Source organism: Jeotgalibaca sp. MA1X17-3 (genome assembly GCF_021513155.1).
GTDB lineage: Bacteria > Bacillota > Bacilli > Lactobacillales > Aerococcaceae > Jeotgalibaca.
Window position 1 is genome coordinate 205,001 of the sequence record NZ_CP090983.1, and the last position, 16,222, is coordinate 221,222.

General features: G+C 34.6%; 12 protein-coding genes, 1 tRNA gene and 2 pseudogenes (1 of these 15 only partly in view). 1 reads left to right on the plus strand and 14 read right to left on the minus strand.

Features of this window, described 5'->3' with window-relative positions:
- Nucleotides 1-748, plus strand: the 3' portion of a protein-coding gene (locus LZ578_RS01055; RefSeq protein ID WP_235145529.1) for a sulfite exporter TauE/SafE family protein. It extends 32 nt beyond the left edge of the window; 748 of the gene's 780 nt are visible here — the last part of the coding sequence; its start codon lies off the left edge, out of view; the stop codon is at nt 746-748.
- 83 nt (nt 749-831) lie between these two features.
- Here the strand turns inward: LZ578_RS01055 and LZ578_RS01060 are convergent.
- From LZ578_RS01060 to dnaA, 14 genes and pseudogenes are all read right to left on the minus strand, one after another.
- Nucleotides 832-904: transfer RNA gene (locus LZ578_RS01060), tRNA-Lys, on the minus strand.
- A 225-nt stretch (nt 905-1,129) separates the two neighbouring features.
- Complete coding sequence (dnaB, locus tag LZ578_RS01065; RefSeq protein ID WP_235145530.1) at nt 1,130-2,497, minus strand: replicative DNA helicase; 1,368 nt, start codon at nt 2,495-2,497, stop codon at nt 1,130-1,132.
- Between the two features lie 190 nt (nt 2,498-2,687).
- Nucleotides 2,688-3,140 carry a 50S ribosomal protein L9 gene (gene rplI, locus LZ578_RS01070; RefSeq protein ID WP_235145531.1) on the minus strand — a complete coding sequence of 151 codons (453 nt, stop codon included), beginning with the start codon at nt 3,138-3,140 and terminating at the stop codon, nt 2,688-2,690.
- Nucleotides 3,137-4,732: a DHH family phosphoesterase gene (locus LZ578_RS01075; RefSeq protein ID WP_396326696.1), complete on the minus strand. Its 1,596-nt coding sequence runs from the start codon at nt 4,730-4,732 to the stop codon at nt 3,137-3,139. Before LZ578_RS01075 ends, rplI begins: the two co-directional genes overlap by 4 nt.
- Nucleotides 4,715-5,166: pseudogene (locus tag LZ578_RS12650) on the minus strand (hypothetical protein); the annotation flags it as partial. The pseudogene LZ578_RS12650 and the gene LZ578_RS01075, both read right to left, overlap by 18 nt.
- A 394-nt stretch (nt 5,167-5,560) precedes the next feature.
- Nucleotides 5,561-5,806 (minus strand): 30S ribosomal protein S18, encoded by a 246-nt coding sequence (gene rpsR / locus LZ578_RS01080; protein ID WP_235145532.1) that lies wholly within the window; start codon nt 5,804-5,806, stop codon nt 5,561-5,563.
- Between the two features lie 40 nt (nt 5,807-5,846).
- Nucleotides 5,847-6,373 (minus strand): annotated as a pseudogene (gene ssb, locus LZ578_RS01085) (single-stranded DNA-binding protein).
- A gap of 38 nt (nt 6,374-6,411) precedes the next feature.
- Nucleotides 6,412-6,702: a 30S ribosomal protein S6 gene (gene rpsF / locus LZ578_RS01090; RefSeq protein ID WP_235145534.1), complete on the minus strand. Its 291-nt coding sequence runs from the start codon at nt 6,700-6,702 to the stop codon at nt 6,412-6,414.
- A gap of 220 nt (nt 6,703-6,922) precedes the next feature.
- Nucleotides 6,923-9,526, minus strand: coding sequence for a DNA gyrase subunit A (gene gyrA, locus LZ578_RS01095; protein ID WP_235145535.1), 2,604 nt, complete (start codon nt 9,524-9,526; stop codon nt 6,923-6,925).
- A gap of 19 nt (nt 9,527-9,545) precedes the next feature.
- Nucleotides 9,546-11,483: a DNA topoisomerase (ATP-hydrolyzing) subunit B gene (gyrB, locus tag LZ578_RS01100; RefSeq protein ID WP_235145536.1), complete on the minus strand. Its 1,938-nt coding sequence runs from the start codon at nt 11,481-11,483 to the stop codon at nt 9,546-9,548.
- 99 nt (nt 11,484-11,582) lie between these two features.
- The gene (gene recF / locus LZ578_RS01105) at nt 11,583-12,608 is read right to left on the minus strand and encodes a DNA replication/repair protein RecF (RefSeq protein WP_311198584.1); all 1,026 of its coding nucleotides are present in this window, start codon (nt 12,606-12,608) and stop codon (nt 11,583-11,585) included.
- Nucleotides 12,605-12,847 carry a S4 domain-containing protein YaaA gene (yaaA, locus tag LZ578_RS01110; protein WP_235145537.1) on the minus strand — a complete coding sequence of 81 codons (243 nt, stop codon included), beginning with the start codon at nt 12,845-12,847 and terminating at the stop codon, nt 12,605-12,607. The genes recF and yaaA overlap by 4 nt, the downstream gene beginning before the upstream one ends.
- A 294-nt stretch (nt 12,848-13,141) precedes the next feature.
- Entirely contained in the window at nt 13,142-14,293 is a 1,152-nt protein-coding gene (dnaN, locus tag LZ578_RS01115; RefSeq protein ID WP_235145538.1) for a DNA polymerase III subunit beta, read from the minus strand.
- A 171-nt stretch (nt 14,294-14,464) separates the two neighbouring features.
- The gene (gene dnaA / locus LZ578_RS01120) at nt 14,465-15,796 is read right to left on the minus strand and encodes a chromosomal replication initiator protein DnaA (protein WP_235145539.1); all 1,332 of its coding nucleotides are present in this window, start codon (nt 15,794-15,796) and stop codon (nt 14,465-14,467) included.
- Nucleotides 15,797-16,222 lie beyond the last annotated feature (426 nt).

Genomic DNA, 16,222 nt, shown 5'->3' on the forward strand with positions numbered 1-16,222 from the left:
TTTAGCAAATAGTGTAGGTTCAGTTTCAGGTATGGGAGGTGGGGTGATCATCAAACCCATTCTTGACTTGGTTGGTGCACACGATGTTACCTCTGTTTCATTTTATTCAGCAGTGGCAGTTTTTACTATGTCCATTGTATCTACAACAAGACAATTAAAAAAAGGTGCCAAATTCGATTGGAAATTGCTTCTTTTGGTTTCTATTGGAGCAATCATCGGTGGATTTTCTGGAAATATAGCTTTTAATTCTTTTTTAACATTTTTTAATGATGAACGTATTGTTAATTTGATTCAAATTGTATTAACGATTATAACTTTACTATTTGCTTTCCTATATGCTAAGTACAATTGGAAGAACTTCCAATTTAAAAGCTTTTTATGGTATCTAGGTTGTGGTTTTATTTTAGGGTTTTTAGCTAGTCTGTTGGGGATTGGCGGAGGGCCAATAAACGTTTCTCTTTTAATGCTATTATTTGCAATGCCAATCAAACAAGCTACTTTCTATTCTATCGCTACGATTTTCTTTTCACAGTTTTCAAAATTAATAACCATCGCCAGTACTACTGGATTTGCACAGTATGACTTAACGATCCTCTACTATGTTATTCCAGCCGCGATTATTGGTGGTCTTGTTGGTGCACGTTTGAGTAATGTGTTATCAGAAGATAAAGTATTAATTGTTTTTCAATCTATTATTATTATTGTCTTAATGATTAATATTTTCAATGGCGTTATGTTATTTACTTAAAAATTTAATAGAAATAAAAAAACAGTATAATCATTAGTGCAAAAGCACTTTAAATGATTATACTGTTTAAGTTTTTAAACGAATGGGCTGTGAGGGGATCGAACCCACGACCCGATGATTAAGAGTCATCTGCTCTACCAACTGAGCTAACAGCCCGTTCCTTAATACTTTGTTATTTTAGCACCCGCTATTGTAAAGTGCAAGTATTTTCTATTGTTTTTCACTTTTGAAGAATAAAAAAAGAAGAAGGAATTCCTATTATTTAGGAGTTCCTTCTTCTTTCCTCTTTTATACACTTTAACAGAGAAATTAAACTCGTTACATACGTTCTATATCCTATTAAAAATATAGGATTTCCTAGAACCCTTCATTAATCTATCTCTACATTGGTTCTGGCATGTAAGACATCGATGAAAATTTATTAAACTCTTTTTTGAATAGAAGCTTAACGGTCCCACGAGCTCCACTTCTATTCTTTTCAATAATTACTTCGACAATGTTATTATCAAGCTCTTCCCCACTATTTTCTTCCGAACCTTCTCGGTCATAATAATCTTCTCGATATAAAAAAGCTACAATATCTGCATCTTGTTCAATTGATCCTGATTCACGAATATCACTCAAGACAGGGCGTTTATCCTGTCTTTGTTCTACGCCACGAGATAATTGAGAGAGAGCGATGACTGGTACTTTTAGCTCTTTTGCTAATTTTTTTAACTGACGGGATATTTCTGAAACTTCTTGCTGCCGATTTTCTTTACTATTTCCTTCTATTAATTGAAGATAGTCGATAACGATTAAGCCAATTTCACCTTGTTCTTGTTTTAATCGACGACTTTTTGCTCTTATTTCTGCTATTCGGATTCCTGGAGTATCGTCAATAAAAATTTTAGACTGCCCTAATGCCCCCATTGCCATAATCAAACTAGACCATTCTTCTTCCGTCAACTGCCCTGTTCGTAAGTTACTAGCATCAATATTTCCTTCTGCGCATAACATTCTGTTGACTAATGATTCTGCTCCCATTTCTAAACTGAAAATGGCTACCACTTGATTAGACTTTGTGGCTACATTCTGTGCGATGTTCAAAGCAAATGCCGTCTTCCCTACGGCAGGTCTAGCCGCAAGAATAATAAGTTCTTCTTTTTGCAATCCTGCTGTCATTTTATCTAAAGCAATATATCCCGTTGGAACTCCGGTAATGTCTCCTGTTTGTTGAGCTAGTAGTTCAATGTTCTGTAGTGAAGTAGCAACAACATCAGAGATACGAATAAATCCTGAACGGTTCCTTCTTTCGGAAACTTGAAGAATATTATGTTCCGCACTATCTAATATAGTAGAGAGTTCGTCTCCTTCTTCATATCCAATTTTCACTATATCAGTCGCAGAACGAATTAAATTTCTTAGTATTGATTTTTCTTCTACTATTTTTGAGTAATACTCTACGTTTGCTGCAGTAGGAACGGCAATAGCTAGATCTGCTAAGTATGCTAAACCTCCAACATTTTCTAACTGTCCTTTATTCTCAAGTTCATTTGCCAAAGTAACCACATCAATCGCCTCGTTACGATTATAAAGACGAACGATTGCATCAAAAATAAGCTGGTGACTTTTTTTGTAAAAATCAACTGCTTCTAAATACTCCAATACGTTGACAACAGTTTCTGTATCTAAAAAGATGGATCCTAATACAGACTGCTCTGCTTCTAAACTGTGTGGAGGTATTCGATTTTGGAATACTTCTTCCATAACTACTTCATCCTTCTCATGATTACTGGAGAGAATTACAACTCTCTTGTTTTTTTTATTGTACTCTAAAAAATCTGGTTAAACAATAAGCGTTTTCGAACGCATGTTCTTTCCGTTGTTTCTACTCCATTATTTGTCTAATAAACAATATAAAAAGCTGAGGTATTTTCCTCAGCTTTTTATATATACGTTATTCTTCTGTTATATGAACCGTTAGTGTGGCCATAACATCAGGGTGTAGTCGTACATTCATTCTTGTGAAACCTAAAGCACGAATTGGGTTTTTCAAATCAATTTTTCTTTTATCTAATTTAACTTTATATTGTTTTTTAAGTTCTGCAGCGATTTGTTTACTAGTAATCGATCCGAATAAACGTCCATCTTCACCAGATTTAGCCTTCAGTTCGATTACAGAATCTTCTTTTTCAAGAAAAGCTTTTAAATCTGTTGCTTCTTGTAATTCTTCGGCCATCTTTTTATCTTCAGCCATCTTTTGACCTTTTAAAGCTGATACATTAGATTTATTTGCTTCTTCAGCTAGCCCATTTTTAATCAAAAAATTATGTGCGTATCCATCCGCCACATTTTTTACTTCACCTTTTTTACCTTTACCTTTTACGTCTTCTAAAAAAATTACTTTCATTTTATTTCTCCTTCCATTTCTTCATTCTCTTCTTTTTTTAATACTTTAACTAATTTTTCTTTTGCTTCTGCAACTGTAGAGTCCTCAATTTGAGTGGCCGCATTTGATAAATGTCCTCCACCACCCAATTTTTCCATAATAGTTTGAACGTTAATTTTCCCTAAGCTTCTAGCACTAATTCCAATTCTACCATCACTTCTTTGGGTAATCACAAAAGATGCTTCAACTTTTTCCATAGATAACATCGTATCAGCTGTTTGTGCAGCTACCACGGTATCATATACCTTGTCCTCTTCGCCTGCCACTATAGCCATTCCTGGAATAATAAACTCCATGGTTTCCATCAAATGACTTCTCATTAGAAACGTATCCAAGTCTTCTTTCAATGATTGTTGAATTAGTATTGGGTCTGCTCCATTAGACTGTAAGTAGCTTGCTGCATCAAAAGTACGAGAACCTGTTCGTAGGCTAAAGTTTCGTGTATCTACTATAATACCTGCCAACATAGCCGTTGCTTCTATTTTATTAATGGTATCAATATCATTCGACTGATATTCAAAAAGTTCTGCAATTAATTCTGATGCCGATGATGCATATGGTTCAATATATACTAATACTGGATCCTCTGGAAACTCTTGACCTCTGCGATGGTGATCAATAATTACTAGTTTCTTTGAATAATCCATTAAATTAGGTGCTGGAATCATAGATGGACGGTGCACATCTACCATTACGATCAAAGAATCACTTGTCACCATTTCCTCTGCCTGCTCCGGAGAAATAATATGCTTAGAGATGGTAGCATCTTTATCGATAGTTTCCATCATTCGTTTAATATCCATTGAAAATTCATTTGTATTCATGACAATCCATGCATCTTTATTGTTCATTTGTACAATTCGCCGTATTCCTAAACAAGAACCCAGTACATCCATGTCAGGATAATTATGACCCATTACAAAAACTTTGTCAGAATTTACAATTAATTCTTCGAGTGCTTGACTGATCATACGTGCACGAATCCGCGTACGCTTCTCCATCGGGTTTGTTTTCCCTCCATAGAATCGTGCATCTTCATTTTCAGCACGAACAACCACCTGGTCACCACCTCTTGCTAAAGCTAAATCAATATTGGCTTGAGCCAATTGGCCAATATCTCTCCATTTCATCGGAACTGCACCAGCACCGTAGGAAAAACCCATACTTAACGTCAAGGGAAAGTTTTGTTTATATGTTCGTTCACGAATTTGTTCAATAATCTCAAACTTACTTTTTTCAATTTTACCTAGAGTACGCTTATTCATTAATGCAATAAAACGATCTTCATCTACTCTTTTTAAATACACATTATTTATATTCGCCCAATTTGAAAGTTGATTCGTTATATAATTATTTACATTTGATTTTTTTCTATCATTCATCGATTGAACTGCTTCATCATAATTATCAATAATAATATTTCCAAAAACAATACGCTCACTTTCATACTTTTCTTCAATGTTTGCGTATTCAGTAATATCCATTAAATAAATCACACCGATATCTTTTTGAATAATCATCTCAAAAAAACGATTTCCCCATGTGATTTCCATTTTATTATCGCTATCATACTCTTGAATCCATTTATAGAGTTCTGGATCTACTTCTTCGATTTTCCTACCCAATACTTCTTTTTTTCGAAGTACTTCATCAGGTATGGATTTGTCCATTGAATTTCTTCTTCTTTATTGTATAAAAGAATTCCGATTGGCATTTGTATTAATGCTTCCTGTTCTCCTTTTTTTATACGATAAGACAAATCGGCAATATATTTATTAGTTTCAGCAACAAGTAGTCCGGAAGAGCGATTAAGTATCCATATGATAAATAAAAGAATAACGGATAAAAGTAATCCTATTTTCCAATCTGCAATGAACGTTAATATATTAACCACAATCAAAGCTAGTCCTACTGTTAAGAAGAGGATTTTTATTTTCTCAGAACGTATGAATGGAGGAAGGTTTTTGATTTTTTCCTTTAGTTTCATTATTGCTCCTTTTCCCTCATAATATTGAATTTAGTCTTTATATTTTAACATACTGTTCCTTTAATAGCCACATTCCATAGTGTTACACCTCTCCTATAAATGTTCCACGTGGAACATTTATAGGAACTATCTTTTTATAAAGTATGGTTTAATTTTCAAATACACTCTCCGCTAATTTTTGTTATCCACAAAACGTAAGTTCACCCTGTGCATAACTTTTAAATAAACTCTTGTAACCTATGGTATCAATCGTTTTATTTCAAGTTGTCAACATGTGTGTAACTTTATTTTCATCTGGTTTTTTGATGTATAACACATTAAACTTGTTTTTATTTGTTAGAATTAAATAAAAAAAGAGAACCGAGATTAAAATCTCGGTTCTCCTCTAAATTAATTATTCTGCCATTGTAAAAGGCATCAAAGCCATGATGCGTGAACGTTTAATAGACACTGTCAAAGTTCTTTGATGTTTTGCACATGTACCTGTTACGCGACGTGGTAAAATTTTACCTTTTTCAGAGATATATCGTTTCAATAAATCTGTGTCTTTGTAATCTACATGATCAATGTGATTCGCGCAGAAGTAACAAACTTTTTTACGTTTCTTTCTTCCACCGCGGCCTCCACGTTGTTGAGCCATGTTTTTTTCCTCCTTTTTTGAGATCCTATATCAAGTTATTTTAGAATGGTAAATCATCATCAGAAATATCAATGGATTCGCCACTCGACAAGAAAGGATCATCATTCGATTGATAGTCAGTAAAGCTTTTTTGTTACCAGAAGTAGAGGATTGATTACCATTCTGATTGCTACTTTGATTTGACTGGTATGAATTGCTAGTACTAGAAGTGTTTTGAGAATTATCTCTTGGTCTTTGTTCTGTAACGCTTTTTGATTCCAAGAAAGAAAAAGTATCAACAACTATTTCGGTAACATACACTCGTTGTCCTTGTTGATTTTCATAATTTCTAGTTTGAATTCTACCTTGTAAACCAACTAATGAACCTTTACGAGTAAAATTCGCAAAGTTTTCAGCAGCTTTTCTCCAAATCACACAATTGATGAAATCAGTTTCTTTTTCACCTTGCTGATTCTTAAATGGTCGTTCTACGGCAATTGAAAACGAACCAACTGCAGTACCGTTTGAGGTATAACGTAAATCAACATCTTTTGTTAGCCTTCCAACTAATACAACATTGTTAATCATTTATCTTTACCTCCTCAAAATGTTTCACGTGAAACATTTTATACTTCTTCTTTGATAACAATATGACGAATAATATCGTTATTGATTTTTGAAAGACGATCAAATTCTTCAATCGCTGTAGCATTTTCGCAATTAATTTTCACGATATGGTAAATACCTTCGCGATAATCATTAATTTCGTAAGCTAAACGACGTTTTGACCAGTCTTTTGATTCAATAACTTCTGCACCATTATCAGTTAAAATAGTATCAAAGCGTTGAACCAATTCAGCTTTAGCTGCTTCCTCGATATCTGGACGGATAATATAGTTAATTTCGTATTGAGTCATTATGACTGTCACCTCCTTATGGACTTTGGCTCTTATATTTATAAGAACAAGGAGAGTATCTTTTTAAAATACTCACATCTAAAGATTTTAACATATAACCTTTTGAAATGCAATTTTTTCTAAAAAATTGTTTAGACTCGTAATAAAAATGAATATAGATACTAAATAATTCATAACAGTAAAAAAAGAGTGTATGAAAAATCCACACACTCTTTTTTAATTACTCTTTATCTATTTCTTCATCAGACCCAGACTCTTCAAATAGTTGATCAGCAAATTCTTGTATGTCTGTTTCCATTTTTTCATCTGTTATTTCAGAAGATGTAGGATCAGTAGTTTCTTCACCTTCAGAAAGAAGAGCATTCTCTTCTAATTCTTCATCTTCTGGTTCTACAATTGCCATAGTAGAAACAGTAGACTCATCATCTAATCGAATTAAACGAACTCCTAAAGTTGCACGACCTGTTTGAGAAACTGCTGCAGCGTGGAAGCGAATCATGACACCTTTATCTGTGATAATCATGATATCGTCATCATCTTTCACTGTAGCTAATCCTACAAGGTTTCCATTTTTCTTAGTGATATTGGCTGTTTTCACACCTTTACCACCTCGTCCTTTGATTGCATATTCCTCGATTGAGGTACGTTTCCCATATCCATTTTCAGTAATAACTAAAACTTCAGATTCTGGAGATAAGATATCCATACCTACGATATAATCATCTTTACGCAAACGGGCTCCTCTTACTCCTGTGGCTGTACGTCCCATTGAACGAACATCTTGTTCATTGAAACTCACTGAATAACCTAAATGAGTTCCTAAGATGATATTTTGTTCTCCATCAGTAAGAGTCACTTTGATTAATTCATCATCGTCTCGTAAGTTGATTGCACGTAATCCATTTTGACGGATATTTTGGAAATCAGTAGTTTCTGTACGCTTCACAACTCCTTGACGAGTAGCAAAGAATAAATATTCACCTGTTTTATGTTTTCCATCTTCCAAAGCAATGATTGCCTGGATTTTTTCATTTGCATCCAAGTTAAGGAGATTAATGATTGGCAATCCTTTTGCTTGTCTACCATATTCTGGAATTTCATATCCTTTGGTTTTATAAACTTTACCTTGGTTAGAGAAGTAAAGAAGGGTGTCATGAGTAGAAGTAGAAATAAGAGTTTCAATGAAGTCTTCATCATGCATTCCCATTCCCTGAACACCTCGACCACCACGTTTTTGAGTACGGAATTCACTACTTGCTAAACGTTTGATGTAGCCGTTATGAGTTAGAGTAATCACAACGTCTTCCACCTCTATCAAATCTTCATCTTCAAGTGAAAGAACTTCACCAATTAATAATTCTGTCCGTCTTGCATCACCAAATCGATCTTGAATCTCTAATAATTCAGTTTCAATAATATCAAAAACTCGATATTCATTAGCTAAAATATGAGTCCAATCAGCAATGGCATCCATTAAATTATTATATTCTGTATCAATCTTATCCCGTTCTAACCCTGTCAAGCGAACCATTCGCATATCAAGAATTGCTTGAGATTGCTTATCAGAAAGTCCATATTTTTCTACAAAAGTTTTCTTAGCTACATCTCCACTTGGAGAGCTGCGTAAAATACTTACAATTTCATCAATATGGTCTAATGCTATTTGTAAACCTGCTAAGATATGCGCACGTGCTTCTGCTTTTCTTTTATCATATTCTGTTCTTCGACGAATCACTACTTTTTGGTGTTCCAAATAGTGAACTAAAATTGATTTTAGGCCCAACACTTCTGGTATGCCATCTACAATTGCTAGCATATTGAAACCAAAAGATGACTGTAGAGGGGTTAGTTTGTACAAATTGTTTAAAACAACATTTGCGCTAACATCTCGACGGATATCAATAACAATTCTCATCCCATCGCGATCTGATTCATCTGCTAAATCGGTAATTCCTTCAATTCGTTTATCTCGAGCTAGTTCTGCAATTCTTTCTACTAACTTCGCTTTATTAACAATATATGGTAATTCATTTATTAAAATACGTTCTTTACCATTTTTTTGTGTTTCTATTTCTACTTTTCCACGAATCATTATGGATCCTTTACCGGTTTCATACGCCTTACGAATACCAGATTTTCCTAAAACGATTCCTCCGGTTGGGAAATCCGGACCTGGAAGAACCTCCATCAAATCAGTAGTAGTAACGTCTGGATCTTTCATAAGCATATGTAAAGCTGAAATTACTTCGCCTAGATTATGTGGAGGAATATTAGTAGCCATCCCTACAGCGATACCCGATGTACCATTTACTAGAAGATTAGGGAAGCGGGCTGGTAAAACATTTGGTTCGCTTTCTGTTCCATCATAGTTATCGTGATAATCAACCGTATCTTTATTAATATCACGTAGCATTTCCATCGCTATTTTTGACATTCTAGCTTCGGTATAACGCATGGCAGCTGCACCGTCACCATCAACAGAACCAAAGTTACCATGACCATCTACGAGAGGATAACGATAGCTAAAATCTTGAGCCATCCGTACCATTGTTTCATATATGGCACTGTCTCCATGTGGATGATATTTACCCATAACGTCTCCGACAATACGAGCTGATTTTTTATACGCTTTATCAGATGTAACACCTAATTCATTCATTCCATATAATATACGGCGATGAACAGGCTTCATTCCATCCCTTACGTCAGGAAGAGCACGAGCCACAATTACACTCATAGCATATTCCAAAAAGGATTTCTGCATTTCTTCGCTTAATTCTCTTTGTTCCATTCCTTGATCTAATTCAGGTGTGTTTTCACTCATTGCTTATCTTCCTCCTCTCTTATACATCAATATTTTCAACATATTCAGCATTGTCTTGAATAAAATTACGACGAGGCTCAACACGATCACCCATTAACATACTCAAAACAGTATCTGCTTCAATAGCATCATCAACCGTCACCTGAGCAAAGCGTCTATGTTCTGGATTCATAGTTGTATCCCAGAGCTGCTCTGCATCCATTTCTCCCAAACCTTTATACCTCTGAATAGACGGTTTAGGTGTGGCAGGAATTTTAGCAAGATAATTCGTTAATTCTTCTTCCGTTTGCATATATTCCATCGTTTTCCCTTGTTTTACTTGGAACAAAGGAGGCTGGGCAATATATACATAGCCTGCTTCTACCAATGGACGCATATAGCGATAGAAAAGAGTCAAGAGAAGGGTACGTATATGAGCACCATCCACATCAGCATCGGTCATAATAACTAATTTGTGATAACGTGCTTTGCTAACGTCGAATTCAGCACCAAAACCAGTTCCCATTGCAGTAAACAAAGCTCTAATCTCTTCATTAGCTAATATTTTATCTAATGTTGCTTTTTCTACATTTAAAATTTTACCTCGAATCGGTAAAATCGCTTGGAAAATACGTGAGCGTCCTTGTTTAGCAGAGCCACCCGCAGAATCTCCCTCTACAATAAATATTTCTGATTTTGACGGATCCTTACTAGAACAGTCAGCTAGTTTACCAGGTAAATTACTTATTTCTAATCCACTCTTTTTACGAGTCACTTCTCGAGCACGTTTTGCAGCCATTCGAGCTTTTGCAGCTAGAATACCTTTATCAACAATTAAACGAGCTGTTTGAGGGTTTTCCATTAAAAATTTATCTAGATTAGTAGAAAAAAGACGATCCGTAATCGTTCTTGCTTCTGAGTTACCTAATTTGGTCTTTGTTTGACCTTCAAATTGGGGATCAGGATGTTTGATGGATAGAACAAGCGTCAATCCTTCGCGGACATCCTCTCCTGTTAGGTTCTCTTCATTTTCTTTTAGAATTTTTTGTTTCTTTGCATAGTCATTAATAACACGAGTCAAAGCCGTTTTTAAGCCAGATTCATGAGTCCCACCTTCATATGTATGAATATTATTAGCAAAAGTAAACATACTAGAGTGATATCCGTCCGTATATTGGAAGGCGACCTCTACTTGAATATCATCTTGCATACCTTCTACATAGACTACGTCCTCATATAAAGGCTTTTTATTTTTATTTAAATATTCTACATAACTTTTAATTCCGCCTTCATACATAAATTCATGCACAACAGGTTCTTCTGGGCGGTTATCGGTAATAGAAATATGTAATCCTTTATTCAAGAAAGCTAATTCCCGTACACGAACCATTAATTTTTCAAAATCAAAAATAATCGTCTCATCAAATATTTGTGGATCGGGCCAGAAACGTACTACCGTTCCATGTTTTTCAGTTTTACCCACGATAGAAAGATCGTTGATAATTTTTCCGTATGCAAAATTTAGCTCATAAATATTACCATTTTTATATACCTGAACGGTCAGTTTCTTAGAGAGAGCATTAACTACAGACCCACCTACACCATGAAGGCCTCCAGAAACTTTATATCCTCCACCACCAAACTTACCACCTGCATGTAGTACCGTATAAACCGTTTCTACTGCTGGACGTCCCGTATTCATTTGTATGTCTACCGGAATTCCTCGACCATTATCCGTTACAATCACACTATTGTCTTTTTCTAAAGAAATAGAAATCTCATCAGCAAAACCAGCCAAAGCTTCATCAATAGAATTATCGACAATTTCCCATACTAAGTGATGCAAACCAGTTGAACTGGTAGAACCAATGTACATTCCTGGACGTTTACGAACTGCTTCTAATCCTTCTAGAACCTGTATCTGACTAGCATCATACTCTTGAGCCAATTCGGCTTTATTTTTTATGTGTTCATCCATTAGATGATGCACCTTCCTTTTCTACTTTTCCCGCTTCTACCCGAAAGACGGTTGGCTCTTCAATCTGATTACGTTTAATACCATCCAAACTTGTAGTCGTTAAAAATGTTTGAACTTTTTTTCAATCGTTTTCAAAAGATGCGTTTGACGGTCATCATCCAATTCGGATAAGACATCGTCCAATAAAAGAATAGGATATTCTCCCAAAACTTCTTTCATACACTCAATTTCTGCTAATTTTAAACTCAAAACAGTAGTACGTTGTTGCCCTTGACTGCCATATTGATGGACGTTACGTTTGTTAACATAAAAGACCATATCATCTCGATGAGGACCAAATAGTGTTTGTCCTTGATCTCTTTCTCGGTTTTTGACTCGTTCCTGTTCTTCCATCAACATCTGATAGATCTGTTGGTGATCCATTTCCCTTGTAAAGGCGATTGTGGATTTATAACGAATACTCAATTCTTCCTTATCATTGGAAATTTGATAGTGAAGTGCATACGCCCATTTTTCCAATTTCTCAATAAATTCCAAACGAAATTCGATAATATTAGCACCAGCAGTAACCATTTGTTCCGTTAAAACATCTAAATAAACCTTATCCTTAGCTTTGCCTATCAAAAGATGTTTGAGATATAAGTTTCTTTGTTTAAGAACTCGTTGATACTGAACTAATTCATGTAAATAGACTTGACTCATTTGTCCGAGTTCCATATCTAAAAACTTTCTACGATTTACTGGAGAACCTTTTACTAAATCTAAATCTTCAGGAGCAAATAAAACAACATTTAGCGTTCCAACGTACTGGCTGAGTCTCTTTTGCTCCAAATGATTCACTTTGGCCATCTTTCCTTTTTTGGAAAAATGAAGTTCCAAAGGATATCGAGAATTTTTTTTAACAATATTTCCCGAAACATGTGCATGATCTTCCTGCCATTGAATCATCTCTCGCTCGTTAGAAGTACGCGGGCTTCTTGCCATGGAAAGTGCATAAATTGCTTCCATGAGATTCGTTTTCCCTTGTGCATTTTCACCTAGAAAAACGTTAATACCATCCGAAAAAGAAAGAATTAATTCTTCATAATTTCGAAAATGACGAAGTGTGATGTCTTTTAAAATCATGGAGTACTTCCATTATCTGATTCTTGCTTCTGAATAAAAAAGACTCCCTCGTCTGGTATTTCTACCATTGAACCGGGATATATCTTTTTACCGCGACGATTCTCCTTTTCATGATCAATGAGCACGGTATATTCTGAAAGATACCACTTTGCCATGCCTCCGCTGGAGATCACGTTCACATGTTTTAGTAGCTTTCCTAGTGTTATGAAATCTGTATCAATATAGACAATATTTTTCAATGATTTCACCCTTTTCCAATAAAATAGGCGTGGAACTTTTAAGATCCACGCAGACACGCTTTTCAAGTATTATTATACTCTTTTTTTAGTAATAATTCAAATAGACGCAAAAAAAGCCGTTTCTAACAAATTTTTTACATAAAAGACTAAAATCAAATAAAAGGGCAGAAATAGATTCTAGCGAATATTTAAGTGATTTATGGATGATTCGCATTTTTACTTAAAAAATTAAAAGCTTGAAGAGTTTTGTCAAAATAAAATCTCTTCAAGCTTTTCATTATATTATTCTATTGATTAGTAGGTACGAACTGGGGTAATTAATTGAATGAATGCTTGTTCAATATTTGTATTATTTTCAGTTGGTACAACCGTAAAAGGTCGAATCGCTGAAGTAAAACTTACTGTGACATTTTGATGTCCAAATGTTCTTAATGCATCTTTCAAATAATCTGGGTTGAAAGAAATAACTAATGGATCACCCGTTGCATCTTCATAGTTTAAATCTTCTTCTACTGTTCCAATTTCTGGGGAATTACCAGATAACTCTACATTATCAGGAGAAATCGTTAATTTAATAACATTATTTTTTCCTTCATGAGAAAGCAAAGAAGATCGGTCGGTCGCTTGTAACAACTCTGAAGCGCTCATTACTAATTGAGTAGTAGAATTATTTGGAATTAAACGATTCGTATCTGGATAGTATCCTTCTAATAATCGAGAGTAAAAGTAAAGATTTTCAGCTTTAAAAAGAACTTGATTTTCAGTAACCATCATTTCGATCGTATCTTGATCTTCTACAATTCTTGAAAGTTCAACTAAACTTTTTCCAGGAATAATAACCTTATAGCTATTTTCTTTTAGATTTTCTGGCATCGTAATAGGAATAATTCGTTGACTCAAGCGGTGGCTATCTGTAGCTACTGCTTTTAATGTTCCATTTTCAATTGTAATGTTTACTCCTGTCAAAATAGGACGACTTTCTTGTGTAGAAGTTGCTATTACCGTATGTTGGATAACTTGTTTAAATAAATTTGTTGGTAGGGTGATGACTTCGTTTGAATCAATCACTGGAAAATATGGGTAATTTTCAACATTGATACTATTAATAGTAAAGAAAGCATTAGCAGAAGTAATTTTCGTCTGGAAATTCTCTCCTACTTCAATTGTTAGTTTCTCATCTGACATTTTTTTAACAATTTCACTAAAAATACGCGCAGGTAGAACAATTCCACCTTCTTCTTGTACTTCTAATTGATTTGTATCATCAGATATTGGAATAAAAATTTCGATTGAGATATCTGAGTCACTTCCACTTAACATTAATCCTTGTTTATCAGCAGTAATCTTTACTCCTGTCAATATAGGGATGGTTGTACGACTTGAGATAGCTCTTTGAACATCTGTTAAATATTTTATGAATGCAGGACGATTGATTGTAAACTTCATGTTGTTTCCCTCCGATGGTTATTTAATATAAGTATAAAAAGAATAGTAGTAGTAGTAGGGCATGTTGATAATGTGGATAACTTGAAAACACGTTTAAATACCTAAGTTTTCCACCTGTGGATAACCTGTGCGTAAAAAGCACTTCTTTTTTTATTCATCCACAGGCTCTTTTTATTTATTGGTTAAGGTTTCTTTTATGTTTTCAATTTCTCTTTTTAAAGCTGGATCATTTTTTATGGAAGTTGAAATTTTATCGTGTGCATGTAAAACCGTTGTGTGATCCTTCCCACCAAATTCTACTCCAATCTTAGGAAGAGAGTTATCAGTCATTTCTCGAGAAAGATACATAGCAATTTGACGAGGGACTACAATTCCACGTGTCCTTTTTTTCCCTTTTAATTGTTCTACTGTTACGTGATAGAATTTGGCAACGGTTTGTTGGATTACGTAGATGGACAATGCCATGGGCTTATCAGTAGGTAAGATACTTTTTAAAGCATCTGCTGCTAAACTAGTTGTAATATCTTTTCCTTGAATAGCAGAATAAGCCTGTACACGTACGAGAGCTCCTTCTAATTCACGGATATTGGAGTCAATTTGTCCAGCGATATAACTCAATGTGTCATCTGGTATTTCCAAACGTTCACTATTAGCTTTATTTCTTAGAATTGCAATTCGTGTCTCCAAATCTGGAGGCGTAATATCAACGGAAAGCCCCCAAGCAAAGCGTGATACTAAACGTTCTTGCAGTTTAGGAATTTCATTAGGGAGACGATCACTTGTTAGAACAATTTGCTTTCTTTCATCATACAAAGCATTGAATGTATGGAAAAATTCTTCTTGTGTTCCTTCTTTATCCGCGAAAAATTGAATATCATCTACTAAAAGAAGATCAACACTACGGTATTCATTCCGAAATTGTTCTTGAGTTCGATTTTGGATAGAATTAATAAAATCATTAGCGAAAGTCTCACTACTAACATATTTTATTCGAGCAGTGGGACGTAGTTGGAGCATTTGATGACCGATTGCATGCATCAAATGTGTTTTTCCTAACCCAACTCCTCCATAGAAGAACAGTGGATTATAAATGGTTCCTGGTTCTTCAGCTACAACTAAAGCAGCGGCATGAGCCATTTGGTTTCCTTTTCCAATTACAAAGGTATCAAATGTATATTTAGTATTTAACAAGGCATCCTTAAAGGGACGATTGGGTTTGTTTCTGGGTGTTGGTTGGGCGATATCAGGCATATCTTCATTTTTAATCATAAAAATTGGCGAAATTTCTTTTCCGCTAAATTCATAGATTCCTTCTACTATTCGTGTAGCTAGGTTATTTTGCCAATAATCTTTATGTAAGGAAGAAGGTACTTCAATGATAATATTTGTTTCGGTAAGACGAACAGGTACAGCACTATCAATCCAAGTATCGTAACTAACTTTAGAAAGAGATTCTTTAAATTTATCTTGTAGATAGCGCCAAAGAGAGTAAAGATCATCCAATAGGAGTTGCCTCCTTTCTATTTCATTTATTGATTTAAGAGGATTCATAATTGCAGAAAGAATACTTTTAAACAAGTCTCAACCATTTTATCATTTATTCCAGAAGTTTTCCACAACTGTTTCTATTGTGCATATCCTATCACCATGTGGATAAGAAGTTATCAACAGGCAAATATCACCTGTGTACAAAAATGAAGCAGCAATGTTTTGCACACAGAAAATGTGGATAACTATTCATTTATAAACGTTGATTTCAAAACGTATTTTATACTTATGCACAACCTTTGTGAGTTATCCTATTCACATTGAACACATCCTGTTTGTATGTGCATAAGTAGCTTAAAGAAAGTGTATAAAAGCTTTGATAAAAAAGTATTCCCCAAGAGTTGTGTATAAATATTTTTATTGTGGATAACTATTAAAGAA